We start from the raw sequence: 20,269 nt of genomic DNA on the forward strand, positions 1-20,269 counted from the left end.
CCATTAAATTCTAATGATACGGGTCTCAACTCGCCCGTTATCATTCAGTTCGAGCATGCGATAGCCAGGCACTTCGTGACTGGCGGCAAATTCTTTTGTATTCGCCCATTGCCAACACGTAGAAGGAGCTGACATAAAAACGCATTGCTCACTTTGCATTTGACTGGCGTGATGTATATGCCCGTGCAGCACCACTTTAATTTGAGGAAGCTGGGCAACACGTTGCAAAAAGACCTCACTGTTGCGCCACGGGTGATTGTCCATCCACCCGCCACAAGCATGGGGATGATGATGCACCACCAGCAAATGGTGTAGCGCCGGGTTAAGTTGGACTTGTTCTGTGAGATACGCAAGCTCTGAGGTTGATATTTCCCCACAGGTGTCATCGGTTTTAGTATTCAAACCATGGACTTGCCAGCAAGCCCCTGCATTCAAAGAGACTGGCCAGCCCGCGGAATCATTAAGCTCAGAGTTTAATGGCTCAAGATGGTCATGATTACCGGGGATAACCAAAAGTGGCGCAGTTAATTTACTTTGCCGCCATAATTGGGAAAATAACCGATAACTGGCTAAGCCTTTGGTGGCACAGTCTTCAGCACTGACATCGCCGCTGAGTATCACTAAATCTGGTTGGTGACACGCCACATCAGCTAATACAGCTTGCAAGCTATTGTGCGGGTTAATGCCCTGATAACCCGCTTGGTGCTTATCGGCAAATAAATGACAATCTGATATTTGCGCTACCTTGTAACTCAAGCGAGCCTCATCTATTTACGCACTCGTTGCCTGAAGTTGATCTTTATGTTTAGAGCAAAACAACAACCATTCACTCAAAAATAAATTCACCATCTCTTTTTCATTTTTTTGATGCATTTTGATATTCGGATATTCATAGCTAGGCTGTAAGGCTCCAATATGCTGAGCTTCAATCACTTCAGCTAACTGCGCATCATGGTATAAACGTACACGCACCACTGGGTGCATAAAATCAGGCCCAATAACGGAGTCTTGAGACATAACCACTGTGCTGGTGTAACGACTGCACTCAACAATTTTGATGCTGTAATTCAAAACCTTGTTTACCTGAAATTGGTATTCCAAATCTTCGGTATCGCAATCAGGTAAAAGCCTTATTAATCGCACATAGTTCAGCGCACACACTCGCTGAATACTCGGCAAGTGCGGCACGTATTTGCGTCTTACATCTTGTTCAATCTTTCCAGTCATCAAGTACTCGTTGTTTATTCATAGCAAACCACTGCAGCGCGATTAACGTAGCTGCATTATCTATCTTTCCTTGATTAATCCATTCTAGCGCTTGGTCTTCTGGTACTCGATGTACCAAAATGTCTTCGCTTTCATAGTCTAGTCCATGAACGCCTTTCGCTTGGCTGGCATCAACTTGTGCCACATAAATATGTAACCTTTCCGTGGTGCCACCTGGGCTAGCTAGATAGCTTATGGCTTTTTTAAGATGGGTGATGGTCACACCTGCTTCTTCCTGTGCTTCTCGATAACACACGGCTTCAGGTGTCTCACCTGGGTCTATAATACCAGCGACTATCTCTAACAACCATGGTGAATCGGATGTCGCTAAAGCACCAATGCGAATTTGTTCAACCATGACGAATTCTTTTAGGTGGGGATCATAAGGCAATACTGCAACCGCATGCCCTCTTTCGAATATCTCGCGCTCTACGGTTTCACTCCAGCCTCCCTTGTACAGCTTGTGTTTAAAATGATATTTAACCATTTTAAAAAAACCTGAATAAAGTGGCTCTTTGCGCGTAATTTCCACGTCTTTGCTGGAAAACTGCTGAATTTTAGACATAAATCCCCTTTTAATTATTCACTTTAGCACCATATAGTGGGGCTACATTTAGCGGTTCAAGACTCGTATAATATTCTGTTACACTTGAAGCGTTAGATTTACGTCTGGATGTTTCGTGTTCAGACTCAATGTATTTAAACTTTAGCGTCTTTAAATGCGACATATAATAAACGTAAAAAATTATGGTCTCGCTGCCACAAGCAAAATTCATCAAGGAACACACATGAAAAAAACACTTCTTTCGCTATTGATTGGCTTTGGCGTTACGAATCACGCATTTGCTGACGACTTATTAAGCGTATATCAGCAAGCATTACAGAATGATCCGGCTACGTTGCAATCACAAGCAAACAGAGAAGCTGCTTTTTCTGATATTGAAATCAGCCGCGCAGGTTTGTTACCTCAAGTATCGCTAAGTTTGCAAGCAGCTGAAACCTATGGCGACTTAGACCGCTCAACAAACGACGTTACGTTGAATTTATCACAAACCATCTATGATCGTTCACTTTGGGTTGGGTTAGACCGAGCAGAACTGGTAGCCAGCCAATCTGATGCCTCACTTGCATTTACTATGCAAAACCTTATTTTACGTACTGTGAGTGCATATTTCGACACACTTCAAGCGCAAGATGACCTGGCATTCGCCCGCGCAGAAAAACGCGCCATCGCCCGCCAACTCGAACAAACTAAGCAGCGCTTTGAAGTGGGGCTAACTGCCATTACTGATGTGCATGAAGCGCAGGCACAATACGATACTTCAGTAGCCGCTGAAATCAGCGCTGAAAATGCGGTAGAAACCAACCTTGAAGCGTTGCGTGAAATCACCGGTATTTATCACCCTGATCTAAACGTACTTAATACTGAGCAATTCTCTGCCAGCTTGCCTACTCCAGCCAATGTTAATGATTGGCTGAAAACCGCTGAACAACGTAATTTAGAGCTATTGGTTTCAAATGCCAGTGTTGATATCGCTAAATTTGATATTAAAAGTGCCCGCGCAGGCCATTACCCAACGGTTGGCATAAGCGGAAGTGCTAACAGTAACGATACGGATGGTTTTGCTATCAACCCTGGTGCTGGCGGCAATGAGCGTTTCAATACATATGGCTTGACGTTATCAGTTGACGTGCCTTTGTACACAGGTGGCCGTGTGTCAGCCAACGTTGAATCGGCAAAACACCGATTTGTTGCTACAAGCGAAGATCGCGAACGTATTCACCGCTCAGTGATCCGCAACGTACGCTCTAACTACAATGATATCAAAGCGGCTATTTCGCGTATTAAAGCTTTTGAACAAGCGGTTGTATCTGCTCAAAGTGCATTAAAAGCCACAGAGGCAGGTTTTGACGTAGGTACCCGAACCATAGTTGACGTACTTGACAGCACTCGTAACTTATTCGATGCCCGTCGTAACCTTTCAAGTGCCCGATACGGCTATGTGATCAGCGTACTTAACCTCAAGCTAGCCGCAGGTACATTATCAATTGAAGACGTAACCGATATTAACCAAGGCCTTACCGCCCAGCTTGAAGAGTAGCATCACGGCTAATCTAAATATCGTATAAAAAAGCAGCTCAGGCTGCTTTTTTTTATTTTGACACTACTGTTTTTGCTGCAAGGGTATTGCTGTCAGTTAAGCACAGGGTTATTTATTATCCCCTAATAAAGATAAGGCCACTGCTTCAGCGACTTTTATACCGTCAATGCCCGCCGATAAAATTCCTCCGGCATAGCCTGCGCCTTCCCCAGCAGGATAAAGTCCATTGACATTAACACTTTGAAAGTCAGCACCACGCTTAATCGATATAGGTGAAGACGTGCGGGTTTCTACCCCAGTTAACAAGCCATCCGCTTTGGCAAAGCCTTTAATTTGTTTATCAAACGCGGGGATCGCTTCACGAATAGCGCTTATTGCATAATCCGGTAAAACCTTAGATAAATCGGTGAGCTTTACCCCAGGTGTGTACGACGGTTTTACCTCGCCTAATTCAGAAGAGGCTTTCCCTGTTAAAAAATCACCAATCAGTTGTGCTGGGGCATCATAATTGCTGCCACCTAATGCATAGGCCTGCTCTTCTAACTTACGCTGTAAATCAATTCCGGCTAATGGGTGACCAGGAAAGTCTTTCTCAGGCTCAATCCCCACCACAATTGCACTGTTAGCGTTACGCTCATGACGTGAATACTGGCTCATGCCATTCGTTACCACTCGGCCTTCTTCTGATGCCGCGGCTACCACTGTGCCACCTGGGCACATACAAAAGCTGTAAACCGCACGGCCATTCTTACAATGATGTACCAGTTTATAATCTGCCGCCCCTAATATAGGGTGTCCCGCATTGGGCCCAAAACGACACTCATCAATCATAGATTGTTCATGTTCGATTCTAAAACCCACTGAGAATGGCTTAGCTTCAATATACACATTGCGCTCATAGAGCATTTTGAAAGTGTCTCGAGCGCTATGCCCCACAGCTAATACTGCGTGGCGGCAAGGCAAATGCTCGCCAGTGGATAAGCTTAACCCTGTCAGTTGCCCATTCTCGATATGCACATTGTCGACTCGGGTACTGAAACGAATTTCACCGCCCAGCTCAATAATTTGTGCACGCATACGCTCGACCATAGCCACCAGCTTAAACGTACCTATATGGGGTTTGCTCACGTACATGATTTCATCAGGTGCGCCAGCATCCACAAACTCGCTGAGTACCTTGCGACCATAATGTTTGCGATCTTTGACTTGGCTATACAGTTTGCCGTCGGAAAAGGTGCCTGCCCCGCCCTCGCCAAACTGCACGTTAGATTCTGTGTTAAGCGGTTTTTTACGCCAAAAGCCAAACGTATCTTTCGTGCGTTCTCGCACTTCTTTGCCGCGCTCAAGAATAATCGGCTTGAATCCCATTTGCGCTAACAACAATCCTGCAAATAAGCCACAAGGCCCAAGTCCAATCACAACAGGGCGTTCGTTTAAGGTCTCTGGCGCGTGGCCAACAAATTTGTAGCGGGTATCCGGTGATAATCTGACATGGGGATCGTTATCGAATTTGGACAATAGCGCCTGCTGGTCATCTACTTCGATGTCTAATGTGTAAATCAATTGAATATCAAACTTATTACGCGCATCAAAGCCGCGTTTAAACACTGAGACTGGGCCTAGTTGCGCTGCGCTGCAACCCAGTTTATCTAATATCGCTTGGGTAAGATCCGTATCTTGATGATCAAGCGGGAGTTTTATATCGGTTAAACGCAGCATAGACATATCCAAAAAGTAAGCACAGGGGCACAGCCCAGAACAAAAATAATAAGCTGAGCATTTTAAGCCATGCGCGGCCGCCTGTCTGGTTTATTCAGTAATATATTACCGAGTTAACATCGAGTCTTCGTTCTTGCCTTCTTGTATTTATAGCGCCGATAAGTATGATCGGCGCCAATATCGATTAACCAAGATTTTGCTTATGACCTTTGTAGTCACCGACAACTGTATAAAATGCAAATACACAGACTGCGTTGCCGTATGTCCCGTGGATGCCTTTTTTGAAGGGCCAAATTTCTTGGTGATCGACCCAGACATCTGTATTGATTGCGCATTATGTGAACCTGAATGCCCAGCCAAAGCGATATTTCAAGATGACAAGCTGCCTGCTGGGCAAGAAGCCTTCAATGAACTCAATGCTGAGCTCTCTAAAATTTGGCCGAATATTATTGAAGTTATCCCCCCTCCGGCGGATGCCAAAGAATGGGATGGCGTGCCAAATAAGCTAGAGTACTTAGAAACCTGACTCTTCTTGAACGACAAAACTCTGGCTAGTCTTTCTCAAATCAAAACATCACTAAAACTGTTGCACATTAATTAAACAGAATCATTTCAATATCACAGGCTTTGTTGATAGTTGTAGATACACCTTCTATCTACAAAGTCGACCCTCTTTATGTCAGATAACAAAGCAGCCCCGTCTATTCCTCGTGACAAAGAAAATGACCATACCCAAACCATGGCTGAGCAGCGCCAAGCGTTTGTAAAACAGTACACGCAAAGTGAGCTTAATCACGTTGGGCATTATTCTTTAAGCCCAGAGCAAACCGCCGGTAATATTGAAAATTTCTTTGGTGTCGCCCAGGTCCCAATAGGCTTAGCCGGGCCAGTCAAAGTCAACGGTGAGCATGCAAAAGGCGACTTCTATGTTCCTTTGGCGACAACCGAAGGCACCTTGGTCGCCAGTTATAACCGAGGTATGCGCGTACTTGGCGCAGCAGGTGGCGTAAAAGTCACCGTAGTAGACGATGTCATGCAACGAGCTCCCGTTTTCATTTTTGAAGATGCCCGCCAAGCTCACGCATTTGGAAACTGGATAAGCGCACAGTTTGACGACATAAAATCACAAGCCGAAACCACCACCAGTGTAGGTAAACTGCGCAACATAGAGCAGTATGCAGCGGCGCGTATGCTGTATTTACGCTTTAACTTCACCACAGGTGATGCAGCTGGGCAAAATATGGTGGGTAAAGCCACATTTGCCGCTTGTGAATGGATAAAGGCGAATTACCCCGGAGCAGGTTTGCAGCGTTATAATTTATCCGGCGCAATGGATACTGACAAGAAACACTCTCAGCTCAATACCCTGCACAGTCGCGGCAAACGGGTGATTGCTGAGGCAACTATAAGCAGCGAAATTCTAGAATCGAAACTTGGTGTGTCAGCGCAGATGTTATTTAAAATGCGGCAAATATCCAATATGGGCAGCTTTATGGCAGGCTCAATCAACAATGGCTCACACTCAGCTAACGGTATCACTGCTATGTTTATCGCTTGTGGACAAGATGTGGCCAACGTAGCGGAATCTTCCGCGGCACTTTCGTTTGTCGATGTGGATGAACAAGGCAACTTCTACATTGCGATTACCCTGCCCTCATTGATTGTCGCCACCTATGGCGGCGGTACTGCGCTCGCGACGCAAAAAGAATGCTTAGAAATGATGGACTGCTTTGGTGAAGGGAAAGCAAAGAAACTCGCTGAAATTATCGGAGCAACGGTATTAGCGGGTGAGTTGTCTTTAAGTGCTGCCGTATTAGCTGGCGACTGGGTAACTAGCCACGATGCATTAGGGCGTAATCGCTAAATACCATTGCTGCAAAAGTGTAAGCCAAAGCGCCTAGCAAGCGCTTTGAACAAAATGCAGTTAAAGAATTACTCAGGCTCCTCACTGTCCTTAAGATAATGGCTCAAGCCAGCGCGCAGATCTGCAGGTAAAGACGTTGGCATGTGCGACGGACGGTCCACGTAAACATGCACGAATTGTCCGACCGCGCTTGCCTGTTCACTCCCCTCTGAAAATACTGCTAGTTGATAAACCACTGAGCTATTCCCCAGCTTTAAAATAGTCAAACCAATGTCGAGTACAGCCGGGTAACTCACTGAAGCAAAGTACTGGCAGCGTGTTTCTACCACCAAACCAATAGGGCCACTACCATCTAGCTGTAACCAGCCATTATCAATTAATAAACGATTAACCACTGTATCGAAAAAGCTGTAATACGCCACATTGTTGACATGGCCATACACATCATTATCGGCCCAGCGTGTATCGATAGTATCGAAGTAGCGAAAATCACTGCGCGTAGGAGGGGATTTTTTAGCTGTCGTTGGTGTTGTCATTAAAATAACTCCATTTTACGGTTGATACCACTTTACGCGACGGCCTTGGTGTTACATTTTCTGCTGCAACTTTTTGCAACGGCAGATGCTGTTAGTGCGGTAACTACAGCGAGTACAACACTTAATATTGCAATTACTGACGGACTATCGCTTACACAAATCTATCTTCACCACGCTTGCTGATATAGTGCCAATGCATCTTCAAACGTGACCTCGCGGGGGTTATTCATCAACAACCGCGTTTGTAACATTGCCTCACTCGCTAACGCCGTTAGCGCTTCTTGCGCTATACCGTAATCACGTAAGCGCTTAGTGATCCCTAAAGCACGACAAAACTGCTGCATATATTCGATGAACTCTAACGCCTGTTCGCTTTGCGACAGATCCGCTAATTGTGGATTCACCACCAAGGCAAGTTGGGCGTACTCTCGCTCAGCCGCTGGCAAATTGAAGCTCATAACATGCGGCAGCATAAGCGCATTCGTTAGTCCGTGAGCCATGTGATAAATTCCCCCTAAAGGATATGCCAAGGCATGCACTGCAGCCACGGGAGCATTTGCGAAGGCTTGCCCCGCCAGCATCGCCCCTAAAAGCGTTCCGCCTCGGTGATTTATATCTTTTCCGTTTACGTAGCAAGCGGGCAGATGACTAGACAGCAGTGCTAATGCTTTGAGGGCTAGGTTATCCGACAAGGGGTTTTTCTTATGTTTACTAGTGAAGGCTTCGATAGCATGTACCATGGCATCGACACCGGTTTCGGCGGTGATATGGGCGGGCAAACCTAGCGTAAGGCATGGGTCTAGTAAAGCGACATCAGGGTACAACACAGGCGAGACAACCCCCGCTTTGGTTGACTCGCCTGTGGTCACAATGGAAATAGGCGTCACTTCAGAACCGGTTCCCGCGGTCGTCGGAATAAGCACCAATGGCTTACGCTCGGATCTGACTAAATCCACACCGTACATATCAGTGAGTGCTTGTTGCTCCATCGCTAATACTGCGGCCAGCTTGGCGCTATCCATTGAGCTGCCGCCCCCAATGCCAATGACGACATCGGCATTTTTCGCTTGCTCAGCAGCAGCGAATATCACCGCTTCTGGCGGGTCAGCCTGCACACCATCAAACACTGAGAATGTTACGCCAGAGACATCCAGCTCAGCAAATACAGCATCAAGCACCCCTGCGTTGAGTAAACCCTTATCGGTAATGACGAGAATCGACTTCGCATCAAAGCGAGATATCAATAGTGCAGGTAAAGACAAAGCCGCATTCACCCCAAAACGAATATCGCCTACGGTTTTAAACTCAAAGTCATTAATCTCTTGCATCTCTGTCAACGTGCTGGTCGCGAATGAGTAATACTGATGCTAACAGAGAAATTTTTCTCTCAAGCTTTATCGTAGTGATATATCAAGCTTAAAATTTGTTATAGATATAAAGCGCCACTTCTTACATCTGTATACCAATCCTTAATTGACAGTAGTGTAGAATTCAATATTCTATCGTCGATTTTCTAGCTAACTTCGTGAGTCCATGAACGCGTTATCCCTACAAGCCAAATTTATTCGTATTCGCTCGAACAAACTGTTCGAGATTTTTGTGATTTCGGTGATCATATTTTCAGCCCTGCTAGTGGGGGCAAAAACCTATGAAATGTCTCCCACTATGTATCACCTCACCCAATTTTTAGATTGGTTTATCAGTGCGTTTTTCTTAACTGAAATCACCATTCGCTTTTTAGCCGAAGAGCGCAAAAAAGACTTTTTTAAGAACTTCTGGAATGTTTTCGATACGTTAATCGTTATCGTTAGTCTTATTCCGGCAGAAGATGCCGACCTCGCCGTTATCGCCCGTTTGGTAAGGGTATTTCGCGTGCTGCGGATGATTTCAATCATTCCAGAGCTACGTATTCTGCTTGTGTCTTTAGTTAAAGCCTTACCTCAACTGGGCTACGTCATGCTGCTGATGTTCATTATCTTCTATATCTATGCGGCAATAGGTAGCACCTTGTTTGAAAATATTAACCCTGATTTATGGGGCGATATTGCCATTTCCTTGTTAACCCTATTCAGGGTGATGACCTTTGAGGATTGGACCGATGTCATGTATGAAACCATGGAGGTCTACCCTCTGAGTTGGGTTTTCTACTTAACCTTTATTTTCTTTACCGCCTTTGCCTTCTTAAATATGGTGATTGGCATAGTCGTAAGTGTGATGGAGCAAGAAAATGAGCTGGCGCGCAAGCAAAAAGCCAAAGAAGATGCCGCGGAACACGACTTGGAGGAAGAACCCACACTCAGCGACTTGTTAGTGCACATCAAGGGGCTGCAACAACAAGTTGAGCAACTTGGTGCACAAACCACCAAACAGGAGAAAAAATAGATGCATATCGTTTGCCCCCATTGCTATGCCATTAATAACATCCCTGAGAGTAAAGAACATACTCAAGCCAATTGCGGTAAATGCCAACAGAAATTGCACACCCATCAACCGTGTCAATTAACTCAAGGTCAGTTTTACCGGTACATTGAACGTAACCATTTACCTGTATTGGTAGATTTCTGGGCCAGTTGGTGCGGGCCATGCAAAAATTTTGCCCCGGTCTTCGCGAAATTAGCAGGCCAGACTGACAGCATCCTGTTGGCGCAGTTAAATACTGAACATGCACAGCAAATTAGCAGCGAGGCAGGGATACGCAGTATCCCAACATTGATTTTGTTTCATCAAGGCAAAGAAATAGACAGGGTGTCAGGTGCTTTAGGTGAAGCGCAATTGAGACAATGGATCATGCAGGCGATACAAAAGTGTTAGCCTAGCCAATAGCATAAAAAAGCCCGTCACGTATTGAGCGTCACGGGCTTTTTTATTGTATTTACACACTGAAACTAATCAGCGTATTTCGCTTTCAGCTGTGCTTGGCGAGCTATGTTTTCCTCGCTTTTCATTTCACGTCGCTCGAGCTTGCGCTTAGCTAACAAGTTGCTGCCATCCAAAAACAAGGCTTCCACGTAATTTAGATAGATTTCCTCGTTCTGCATATCGCCATTCACTACTGCATCATATTGTTGCACCGCTTTTTTGTACTCCTTTTTGGCAACCAGTACTTGTGCATAAGTGTCGACGGCTGCGGCATTATCTGGGCGCTGCTTTACCGCTTTTTCAGCATATTGCAGAGCGTCTTCTAACTTATTTTGCTGCAAATACAAATAAGCTAAATTGTTTAACGCGACGAAGTTATTTGGATTTTTCTGCAGCAATGTTTGATAGCTTGCAATAGCCTCGTCATCACCACTATTGATTTGTCGCTCAGCCAACATCATCAGTGCCGCACCATCATTAGGTGCCTTTTCTAAGTGCGCTTGAATCGCACTTAAGGCCTCATCTTTTTTATTCAAACGCTCAAGTGTGAATACCCAAAGCACTAAATTACGACCATTGGGCAGCCCAAGGTAGGCCGCATGCGCATTGGGCTCTGCTTGTTCAAAATTGCCATCTACAATCAATAAACGCGCTAAAAAGCCTTTAACGATAGGCATTTTCTTTAACTCAGCGGGAATAGCATCATACGCTTTTTTGCCAGCTTCCATGTCTTTGTTCATGAGTAAGAAATGCGTATGTAGCAACTGCATTTGCGTATCATTTCGTAGCGCTAAAAAGCCTTCAGTCAGTTCGACTCCATCGGCATATTTGCCTGTGTTGTCTAACAACAAAAGCTTTCCAATCACGGCTTGTTTATCGTTCGGTGCTTTACTCAACCACTTGTCATAGTGCGCTTGCGCCCCTGGCATATCGCCAGAACGAATGAGCGCTTGGCCTTTCCCCTGCCAATAAGCGGGAGGTAACGGTGACGCTTGCTCGACTTTAGTAAATTGTTGCAAGGCTAAATCATATTGTTGCTCAAGCAGCAAAACGCGAGCGTAAAGCATGATGACCTGTTGATTATCAGGTGCCTTGGCTACGGCTTGCTTAATGAGCTCAATTCCTTGCTCTGTTTTACCTTGTTGTTTACTAAGTAAATAAGAGGTCGCCAAGGCAGGCGTGTAATCAGGGTAACGCTTGAGTAAATTGCTCAAGCCAGATTGTGCTTGGCTGTAGTCTTTTTCAGCTATAGCGATATTGACCAACCCCAGAGCTGCACCTTTGTGCTCAGGATCAATTTCTAGCACCTGCTGAAACTCCCCCTTCGCTTTGGTTCGCTCTTGCTGCTTACTAAATACCTCTCCGGCAAGTAAATAAGCGCTGATGTCGTTAGGATCTTCGCGCTTCCATTGTTCAGACAGCTCTATAGCTTTGTCATACTGTTTGGTCGTTATGTAGGCCGTGGCTAAGGTTTTCTTTGCGCTTTCCAGTTCAGGAGATTTTTCCAGCGCTTCTTCTAAATTAACTATCCCATCTAGGTTATTCAGGGAAAGTTTCAGTAGCCCCAAACGGGTTAAATCTTCTGCTGAGGTGCTGATACCAGAGGATTTTTCCACTAGTTCTTTCGCTTCTTTTACATTGCCTTGGCGTAGTAGCTCGTAACTTGCCTTGGAAAACAATTGTGCATCTTGTTCGCTCACTTGCTCAATGCGCTCCAGCACATCGCCCGCTTCTGTGTTTAATCCTAACTGTAATTGACTGGCTGCGAGTAATCTCAAACCTGGGTGATTACCGGGCAAATTGCTGGCCACCAAAGAGAGGTGTTGCTGGGCAGATTCAAAGTCTTTTTGCTGATACGCAGCATATCCGGCAATTAACCGTAACGAAGGGTCGTTCACGCCATTTTGAATGCCTAGCTCAGCGTACTTTTGCGCTTCTGGGAAATCATTATCTGCTATTCGTGCCGCCGCTTTAAGTTGATTGAGTAAACCATTCTTAGCATTTACCTTTAGCAGAGTATCGACATAAGGCTCTGCTTTTGCCGTCTCGCCTAAATCAACCCAAAGCTTGGCCAGAACAAACGTGGTTTGTAGATCGTCTGGGTATAAGGACACATAATGGTCAAATTCTTGCGCTGCCGCTTTTGGATCCTGCAGGCTTAAATGTAATTGTGCCGCCAACTTAAGCACTTCTGGATGATCAGGATGCTCAGCTTTCAACTGAGTGATATTTTGCAGAGCAAGTGGGTAGGCTTTATCCAGAATATCGCTGTAGACTTGGCTCAATGACTTAAACACTGAGTCTGTTTCCAGTTGACCTTGGTCAGCAATGATCGCTCTGGCATCATCAGGCTTATTCAAGCGCACCAAGGAAACGACTTTAAAAAAGCCAATTTCTGCTTTTTCTTCGTTGCTCAAATTAACGTTTGTATCTTCCATTTCACTGATCGCAGCATATGCGCCTGTTCGCTGGTAGGCTCTGGTCAGCAACGGCAGTACTTTCGCCCCATCGTAACCGTATTCTAACGCGCGACTGAGTTCTTTTTCGGCACTCTCAAATTGCTTTTCTTCGATATACACTTTACCCAACTCAAAACGAGCTTCAGGGGATTTCGGCGCTAGCTGCACAGCGGTTTTTAAGGAAATAATGGCTGAAGCGTTATCGTTTTGCGCGATGAATTTCTGCGCTGCTTGAATATGCTCTTCACTGGTTTGCTGGCCACAACTGATCAACATCCCTAGTGATAGTGCGATTATCGTTTTTTTCATTTTATGCATCTTCCTTATCCTATTTTTTCGCTCTTTTTAGCGCGGCCTTTTAGCGTGCAACAATGCGCTACGGGTAGTGCGAATTTCCAATATCTTCCGGCTAATCGATACGCTATAAAAAATATATTACTCGAACACTTGGTCTAGTGAAACGGACAATCGTTGCAATTGTCACTCAAATATTTTTAGCTTGAATCGCCTTTGATGAACAATTTTATCCTGCCCCAGCAAATCACGGGCAATTTAATACTCTAAAAATAACTATCTGAAATCTGTGGCACACAGAAACATGTCAGAATTATTTTAATTTCATGACAATTGAGTGCTTTTTTAAAGCTTAATTATCATTGCATTAACCCCTTGATAACAAGTTCACCAGAGATATTCAACAAATACAGATAAGTTCAAATAAAACGCGGCCTAACGTGGTGTATAGAAGCAATTTCTCATATAATACTTCTTTTGTGTATCCACGCTGGTTTGTTTTAGAATTTGACTGTGAAATCTAAGTTAATCCTGCGTGCTTCTAACTAGGGATAATTAATGACTGACACTGTCGAAATGACTTTTAAAGACCTCAACCTACCTGCCGAATTGCTTCAAGCTTTAGAAAAAGTAGGTTACGAAAAACCAACCCCAATCCAAGCCCAATGTATTCCGCTTATTATGGAAGGTCACGATCTTCTTGGTACAGCGCAAACAGGTACGGGTAAAACCGCAGCATTTGCTTTACCTATGTTGGCGAATGTGGATGCTAACAACAGCAACACCCAATTACTTGTATTAGCACCGACTCGTGAATTAGCGATTCAGGTAGCTGAAGCATTTCAGGTTTATGCAAGCTTCTCACGTAAACTAAACGTATTGCCTATCTACGGTGGTTCATCTTATGACAATCAAATTCGCCAATTACGTCGTGGCGCGCAGGTTGTAGTAGGTACACCGGGTCGTGTTATCGACCACATCAAAAAAGGCACACTAAAACTAGATAACCTTAAATTCTTGGTATTAGATGAAGCCGATGAAATGCTACGCATGGGCTTTATCGATGACGTTGAATGGATATTAAGCCACGCGCCAGCAGAGCGCCAAACTGCGTTGTTCTCTGCAACCATGCCTGATCCAATCCGTAAAATTACTAAGCGTTACTTGAGCGATCCTAAACAGGTTAAAATCGAATCTAAAGTTGCCACCGCTAGCACCATAAAACAGCGTTACTGTCAGGTGGCTGGTCATCACAAACTTGAAGCCCTTACCCGCATTATGGAAGTGGAAGAGTTTGATGCGGTCATTATTTTCGTACGTACCAAAACCGCTACCATGGAGCTTTCTGAGAAATTGTCAGCTCGTGGTTATGCTGTTGAGCCACTCAACGGTGATATTCCACAAAACTCGCGTGAGCGTACTGTTGAGCGTTTGAAGCGCGGCAAAATCGACATCCTAGTTGCAACAGACGTAGTTGCCCGTGGTCTTGACGTTGAGCGTGTTAGCCACGTAATCAACTATGACGTGCCGTATGATACAGAGTCATATGTACACCGTATTGGTCGTACAGGTCGTGCTGGTCGTCAGGGTGATGCAATCTTGTTTATTTCACATCGTGAAAAACGCATGTTGTTCTCAATTGAGCGCGCTACTCGCCAATCAATTGATCCTATGCCTATTCCGTCAATTTCGCAGTTGAACGAAACGCGTTTGAGCCGTTTCAAAAGCAGCGTGATTGAAGCTATCAGCGACAGCAGCATCGAAACATTGATCCCTATCGTTGAGTCAATTCAAGCAGAAACAGAAGCTTCACCAGAAGTGATCATGGCTGCTTTAGCTAAAATCGCCCAAGGTGACGAGCCACTTATTCTTAAAGAAGGCGACCGACCAGATCTTAACGCTGCTCCTCCTCGTGGTGACCGTGGCGGACGCGACGATCGCGGTGGACGTGGTCGTGAGCGTGGTGGTGATCGTGGCGGTGATAGACCTCAACGTTCACGTAAAAGCAGCACGCCAGATGAAGGCATGCAGCGCTATCGTATCGAAGTGGGCCACACTCATGGTGCCAAGCCAGGTAACATTGTTGGCGCAATCGCAAACGAAGCGAACATTAGCAGTAAAAATATTGGCGCTATCGAAATTTACGATAACTTCAGTACTGTTGATTTGCCCAAGAATATGCCTCGTGCAACTCAAGATACATTGCAAAAAACCCGTGTTGCCGGTCAGCGTTTGAATATGCGTGAATGGTCAGATCAGCCTCCACGTCGTCGTGGTAAGCCTGAATAAGGTTGCTAAGTTAACTTTCTTTTTAATGCTATTAACCTAGCGCTAAGAATAAAAAGACGAAAAATTTGAAAAGAGGCCACTGGCCTCTTTTTTTGTGCCCGTTACGAGGCTATAACACTTATCTTTTCATAACTAAAAAGAATATCTTTTCTTATTACAATGCTTTATTTAACTAAGAAGAACACGCAAAATATCACCTATACTTCGCAATTTGAGCATTAACAGGCACCATGCAATATTTCCCCATTTTTGTTGATACTAAAGAACTGAACTGTCTCGTTGTCGGTGCAGGGGAAGTGGCTGCCCGTAAGGTAGAATTACTCCTTAAAACCTCTGCCAAGATTACCGTTGTCGCCCCGTGGGCATGTGACACTGTTTTACGCTTAGCCGAAGAAGGCAAAATAAGCCTGCACAACCGCGTTTACCAACAAAGCGACCTCAACGCTAAGCAGTTAGTCTTTGTCGCAACCGATGACAGTGCGTTGAATGTGGATATTCATCAGCAAGCCAAAGCGCTGAACATCTTGGTCAATGTGGTGGATAACACCCCCTTATGCCAATTCATTACACCATCAATAGTTGACCGCTCACCCATTATTATTGCTATGAGCAGTGGCGGTGTGGCCCCGGTGCTATTACGTTATTTACGCCAAAAGCTCGAATCGGTTATTCCGCAGAAAGTCAGTCTACTGGGTCAGTTTTCAGAAAAGTTTCGTGAAACGGTAAAAGCACGCTTTAACTCTGTCACCAAACGTCGTTATTTCTGGGAAGACGTGCTCGACGGAGACGTTGCTGAACAAGTACTACAAGGCAATGAGGGCAAAGCCGAGCAGATGATGCACGATAAACTTGCCCTTGAAGAGCACGACTCAGGCAAAGGCGAAGTCTACTTAGTGGGCGCGGGCCCGGGCGATCCTGACCTACTTACCTTTCGTGCCTTACGCTTGATGCAAAAAGCCGATGTGGTAGTTTACGACCGCCTAGTATCAAAAGAAATTTTGGAATTGGTACGCCGAGACGCAGAAAAAATTTACGTGGGTAAAGCGCGTAGCCTACATACGGTACCACAAGAAGAAATCAACGAATTGTTAGCCGATTTAGCCTTAAAAGGTAATCGCGTGGTGCGATTAAAAGGCGGTGACCCTTTTATTTTTGGTCGTGGTGGCGAAGAAATAGAAACCTTAGTCGAAAAAGGCGTGAGCTTTCAAGTTGTACCCGGAATTACCGCTGCCAGCGGTGCCGCTAGTTATGCGGGCATACCTTTGACTCATAGAGATCATGCCAAATCTGTGGTTTTCGCCACTGGCCACCTACGTGACAACAGCATTAACTTAAACTGGCCTATGCTGGCTCAACCGGAACAAACCACCGTTTTTTATATGGGGCTAACCGGCTTACCCGTTATTTGTGAAAAACTAATCGAACATGGCTTACCAAACAGCACAGAAATAGCCCTAGTGCAGTCAGCTACCACGGCTGAGCAAAAAGTCGTTACCGGCACCCTTGCTAATATTCAGCAACGCGTAGCAGAAGCAGGTATACAGCCACCCGCGTTAATCATTGTGGGCTCTGTGGTTAGCTTAAGAGACAAACTTAACTGGTTTGGCAAAGACGCTTAAGGCTTTTTGGCCAAGAAAATAGTGTGTTTTGTGCCTTTATCCGCTCGAGCTGAGGCCGTGCGGGTATCCACTTTATAGCCAATACGTTTTAAACGCACTTCGAACAGATAATCTGGGCCCGCAGACCAAATAGCCAATACCCCCTGAGGGTGAAGCACTTGGTAAATCTCCTTTAGCCCCTGCTCAGAATAAATCCAATTGTTGTCAGTATGGGTGAGTCCTTCGGGGCCGTTATCGATATCCAGTAAGATAGCGTCATAACGAGCGACTTTGCTATTGAGTAAATCGCACACATCCCCTTGATGAACCTGCGTTCTAGGGTCTTCTAATGGTTTCTTGGCGCATTCACCTAACGGGCCTTGATTCCATTTTACCACTTCGGGGATAAGCTCAGCCACGGTCACGCTTGCTGTGTCGTTTAATATATTCAACGCTGCTTTTAGGGTGTAGCCCATTCCCAGACCGCCCACCAGCACCTTGGCGTTATCCACTGATTTTAAATGGGCGCACCCCACCTGTGACAAGACTTTCTCGGAATTAAACTCGCGACTATTCATCAACTCGCCGCGTTTGCCCGTAATGCGAATAGAAAACGCTCTCCCGCGCTGATGTAGCGTTAATTCGCCGCCGTTATTGGGGATCTGTGCGCTATCGAGCTGAGTCCAAGGAGTCATAATGTGCCTAATCTGGTGTGAAGCTTTTGTGGCGCGCACTTTAGCACATTATTAAGGTTTAGCTTTAGCTGAGCAGCGCTTACCTGAAGAAAATAGCTACCAGTAGCGCTCTTGGCTAATTTGCCCAGGAGAACGACGCAAATGCTTTTTCAGCCCCATGCTTTTGAGCACAACCATGGCATCTTCTATCATCTGCGGGTTACCACACAGCATCACTTGGCTTTGCTCGGCATCAAGGGGTTGCGCCGCCTGTTGCATGATTTGCCCAGATTGTAATAACGCAGGAATACGCCCATGTAACATGCCATCAACCTTGTCTCGACTGACAATGGGCACATAGCTGAATTGGCTAGCATACTGACTCTGGCACTGTTGAATAAAGTCACTGTAGGCTAAATCATTCTGATGACGGGCTGCGTACACTAAAATAACGTTTTTATAGCGCAGCCAAATCTCTGAGTCGGCTAAAATAGATAGAAATGGTCCAATTCCCGTCCCTGTGCCAATTAGCCAGATATTATCGCTATCAGGCACCTCATTGAGCACTAAAAAACCGGTCGCTGGTGCCATGACTTTCAAGTCATCATTCTCCTGCAATTCATGCAGCTTTGGCGATAACACACCGTCTTCAACCGGCACAGCCATGATTTCAAGTTCTTTATCTTTCGGGTGGCTCACCAAGGAATAAGGCCGTGACACAACGCCACTGTCTTGCTCAATGCCCACTTTGGTAAATTGTCCGGGGGTATAATCAGGAAAGTCAGCGCACTGAAAACGCAGACTAAACAAATGGTCGTTCCAATCGATTCTTTTAGTCACTTTCGCATCTAACCACTGTGCCATAAAACCTCCATCTAAAAAGAGTGCTGTGAAACGCTACCATGATCACGCTCATCATGCAGGAGATTTTAAAACTCCCCTCGCCCTCTTACTATTACATTTAGACAAAGACCAAAAGCAATGCGTTTACCCATACACTTTAAAATACATATTGCTCTGATGGCATAAAAACGAAGGTAACTATTGGGGAAAAACGCGGGTTAATAAATCTTAAATAACGATTTAACTCGGCAAGTACAGTGCATATAACCGGTATAAAACGCCTCGGTTATACACAATGCATCATTACGCTCTGAGTCGCTACTTCTGACTCAGAAGCCTAGGTAGCGCCAGATAAAAATGAACTACTTACTTAAGGTGAACTTAGTGTCTTGGTCACGTAATAGGTATAGTGCGAAACACGCTGCCCACATGGGCCATGCAGCAAAGAACAACAAATGGTTAAACGCATCAAAATATTGATTAAAAGCGGACAAGGTAGACGCGCCATGCATAATAAAAATAATTCCATAGGTTAAACGCTTTTTGATACCCGCCACGAATGCAAGCACTAATAAAAGCTGCAACGTCCCCATAATGTAGGCTGTTGTTTCACCTAGCCCAGGAATAGAATAAAACTTCTCAAAAATAGCAATGCTATGGCCTGGATTGACGAACTTGTCTAACGTCCAAATAAACATCACGATGAACACCCCTAAACGTAGGGCGAATAAAGACCACTGTAAGCGGTTACGCACGTCGTTAGATACCGCGTCACTCATGTTAACTCCTTGATTGTCACTATATTCAGCTTAACAATGATAAGCTGGCCGTTAGAATCGGCGTATTAATTTTAAAATAAGCGGCACGCCTGCTGCATTAACGTTTGGCTATGGTTACTACCAAAAAGTAGATACACCACCAGACCGAGCTAAACGTGTTTTCTTACAGCGATTAACAAATTATTTTTAATAACACGATGAATAACCAATGAATAAGGTTGAATGACATGAGCCCCATGGCAGTAACCCTATATTGTTCAACAAGCGTACTAATAATGCTGAATACCAAGTTCACAGCGGTACCCATGCTATGCAGTTAAAAAAGATAATCTTATGACTTCACACCCTCTTGCCCATATCCGCGGCTTTATATTTGATTTAGATGGCACCTTGGTCACCTCCAAGCTCGACTTCGTATATCTACGCACACAACTAAGTTGCCCTGCGTCAATTGATATCTTGCAGTTTATTGCCGGGTTGCCAAACAAAGAGCAGGCGAGCGCGAATAAGATTGTTGAGGATTACGAGCTAAACGATGCCCACGACGCATTGTGGATAGAAGGCGCTGAGCAACTTATACGAGCCTTGCATCACAAGGGCTTGCCCACTGCCATCGTCACACGCAATAGCCTGCCTGCGACCGAGCTAAAACTAAAGCATCACAGTACTTTATTCTCCCCAATATTAACTAGACATGACGCGCCGCCTAAACCTGATCCCAGTGCGTTATTAACTATTGCCCAAGATTGGCAGCTCCCTCCTAGTCAATTAGCGTATGTGGGTGACTATGTGTATGACCTTGAAGCGGCCAAAAATGCAGGTATGTTAGCCTGCCTCTTTGCACCAACTGCATTACCTGGTTTTGCTCATCAAGCGGATTGGGTGTTTAGCCATTTTGCGGAGTTTGAAATGGCTGTAAGCGCCGGTTAGCAGAAAAATAACCGGCCGCCTGTAAAACAATTAAACCTTCATTGCCCCTAAAAGGTC

At 45.1% G+C, this 20,269-nt stretch carries 18 protein-coding genes; 8 read left to right on the plus strand and 10 right to left on the minus strand.

The annotated features are described in order from the left end of the window. Nucleotides 1–3: 3 nt before the first annotated feature. From GCHA_RS16990 to nudF, 3 genes are read right to left on the minus strand one after another with little or no spacing between them, the layout of a single operon-like run. Nucleotides 4–756 carry a metallophosphoesterase gene (locus tag GCHA_RS16990; RefSeq protein WP_007990434.1) on the minus strand — a complete coding sequence of 251 codons (753 nt, stop codon included), beginning with the start codon at nucleotides 754–756 and terminating at the stop codon, nucleotides 4–6. A gap of 15 nt (nucleotides 757–771) precedes the next feature. Further along, nucleotides 772–1,227 carry a DUF1249 domain-containing protein gene (locus tag GCHA_RS16995; RefSeq protein WP_007990436.1) on the minus strand — a complete coding sequence of 152 codons (456 nt, stop codon included), beginning with the start codon at nucleotides 1,225–1,227 and terminating at the stop codon, nucleotides 772–774. Further along, on the minus strand, nucleotides 1,211–1,831 hold the full coding sequence (gene nudF, locus GCHA_RS17000; protein ID WP_007990438.1) for an ADP-ribose diphosphatase: 621 nt from the start codon (nucleotides 1,829–1,831) through the stop codon (nucleotides 1,211–1,213). The genes GCHA_RS16995 and nudF overlap by 17 nt, the downstream gene beginning before the upstream one ends. A gap of 223 nt (nucleotides 1,832–2,054) precedes the next feature. Here nudF and tolC point away from each other — a divergent pair, with 223 nt between their 5' ends. Further along, nucleotides 2,055–3,368 carry an outer membrane channel protein TolC gene (tolC, locus tag GCHA_RS17005; protein ID WP_007990440.1) on the plus strand — a complete coding sequence of 438 codons (1,314 nt, stop codon included), beginning with the start codon at nucleotides 2,055–2,057 and terminating at the stop codon, nucleotides 3,366–3,368. Nucleotides 3,369–3,476: 108 nt separating this feature from the next. On the opposite strand, the gene GCHA_RS17010 is transcribed toward tolC, so the two are convergent. Continuing rightward, nucleotides 3,477–5,087: an NAD(P)/FAD-dependent oxidoreductase gene (locus GCHA_RS17010; RefSeq protein WP_007990442.1), complete on the minus strand. Its 1,611-nt coding sequence runs from the start codon at nucleotides 5,085–5,087 to the stop codon at nucleotides 3,477–3,479. Nucleotides 5,088–5,289: 202 nt separating this feature from the next. Between GCHA_RS17010 and fdxA the strand changes: the two genes are divergently transcribed. Both fdxA and GCHA_RS17020 read left to right on the plus strand, forming a co-directional pair. Beyond that, nucleotides 5,290–5,613: a ferredoxin FdxA gene (fdxA, locus tag GCHA_RS17015; protein WP_039992684.1), complete on the plus strand. Its 324-nt coding sequence runs from the start codon at nucleotides 5,290–5,292 to the stop codon at nucleotides 5,611–5,613. A 150-nt stretch (nucleotides 5,614–5,763) separates the two neighbouring features. Then, nucleotides 5,764–6,951 (plus strand): hydroxymethylglutaryl-CoA reductase, encoded by a 1,188-nt coding sequence (locus GCHA_RS17020; protein WP_007990444.1) that lies wholly within the window; start codon nucleotides 5,764–5,766, stop codon nucleotides 6,949–6,951. 68 nt (nucleotides 6,952–7,019) lie between these two features. Here the strand turns inward: GCHA_RS17020 and GCHA_RS17025 are convergent, their stop codons facing one another. Further along, nucleotides 7,020–7,487 (minus strand): acyl-CoA thioesterase, encoded by a 468-nt coding sequence (locus GCHA_RS17025; RefSeq protein WP_007990447.1) that lies wholly within the window; start codon nucleotides 7,485–7,487, stop codon nucleotides 7,020–7,022. 167 nt (nucleotides 7,488–7,654) lie between these two features. Further along, on the minus strand, nucleotides 7,655–8,815 hold the full coding sequence (locus GCHA_RS17030; protein ID WP_007990449.1) for an iron-containing alcohol dehydrogenase: 1,161 nt from the start codon (nucleotides 8,813–8,815) through the stop codon (nucleotides 7,655–7,657). A gap of 205 nt (nucleotides 8,816–9,020) precedes the next feature. Between GCHA_RS17030 and GCHA_RS17035 the strand changes: the two genes are divergently transcribed. Then, nucleotides 9,021–9,869 (plus strand): ion transporter, encoded by an 849-nt coding sequence (locus GCHA_RS17035; RefSeq protein WP_007990451.1) that lies wholly within the window; start codon nucleotides 9,021–9,023, stop codon nucleotides 9,867–9,869. Next, nucleotides 9,870–10,298 carry a thioredoxin TrxC gene (gene trxC / locus GCHA_RS17040; RefSeq protein ID WP_007990453.1) on the plus strand — a complete coding sequence of 143 codons (429 nt, stop codon included), beginning with the start codon at nucleotides 9,870–9,872 and terminating at the stop codon, nucleotides 10,296–10,298. A gap of 74 nt (nucleotides 10,299–10,372) precedes the next feature. Here trxC and prsT read toward each other — a convergent pair whose 3' ends face one another. After that, nucleotides 10,373–13,114: an XrtA/PEP-CTERM system TPR-repeat protein PrsT gene (gene prsT / locus GCHA_RS17045; RefSeq protein WP_007990454.1), complete on the minus strand. Its 2,742-nt coding sequence runs from the start codon at nucleotides 13,112–13,114 to the stop codon at nucleotides 10,373–10,375. A 543-nt stretch (nucleotides 13,115–13,657) separates the two neighbouring features. Here prsT and GCHA_RS17050 point away from each other — a divergent pair. Then, nucleotides 13,658–15,388, plus strand: coding sequence for a DEAD/DEAH box helicase (locus GCHA_RS17050; protein WP_007990457.1), 1,731 nt, complete (start codon nucleotides 13,658–13,660; stop codon nucleotides 15,386–15,388). 230 nt (nucleotides 15,389–15,618) lie between these two features. Beyond that, nucleotides 15,619–17,007, plus strand: coding sequence for a siroheme synthase CysG (gene cysG, locus GCHA_RS17055; RefSeq protein WP_007990460.1), 1,389 nt, complete (start codon nucleotides 15,619–15,621; stop codon nucleotides 17,005–17,007). Here the strand turns inward: cysG and GCHA_RS17060 are convergent. The 3 genes from GCHA_RS17060 to GCHA_RS17070 form a co-directional block, all read right to left on the minus strand. After that, nucleotides 17,004–17,681 (minus strand): spermine/spermidine synthase domain-containing protein, encoded by a 678-nt coding sequence (locus GCHA_RS17060; RefSeq protein ID WP_007990462.1) that lies wholly within the window; start codon nucleotides 17,679–17,681, stop codon nucleotides 17,004–17,006. The genes cysG and GCHA_RS17060 overlap by 4 nt on opposite strands. A 96-nt stretch (nucleotides 17,682–17,777) precedes the next feature. Beyond that, a complete protein-coding gene (locus GCHA_RS17065) occupies nucleotides 17,778–18,524 on the minus strand; it encodes a ferredoxin--NADP reductase (protein WP_007990465.1) in 747 nt (248 codons plus the stop codon). Nucleotides 18,525–18,865: 341 nt separating this feature from the next. Continuing rightward, on the minus strand, nucleotides 18,866–19,282 hold the full coding sequence (locus tag GCHA_RS17070) for a hypothetical protein (RefSeq protein ID WP_007990467.1): 417 nt from the start codon (nucleotides 19,280–19,282) through the stop codon (nucleotides 18,866–18,868). A 333-nt stretch (nucleotides 19,283–19,615) separates the two neighbouring features. On the opposite strand from GCHA_RS17070, the gene GCHA_RS17075 reads away from it, so the two are divergent. After that, on the plus strand, nucleotides 19,616–20,212 hold the full coding sequence (locus GCHA_RS17075; protein ID WP_007990472.1) for an HAD family hydrolase: 597 nt from the start codon (nucleotides 19,616–19,618) through the stop codon (nucleotides 20,210–20,212). Nucleotides 20,213–20,269 lie beyond the last annotated feature (57 nt).

Source organism: Paraglaciecola chathamensis S18K6 (assembly GCA_000314955.1).
Lineage (GTDB): Bacteria > Pseudomonadota > Gammaproteobacteria > Enterobacterales > Alteromonadaceae > Paraglaciecola > Paraglaciecola chathamensis.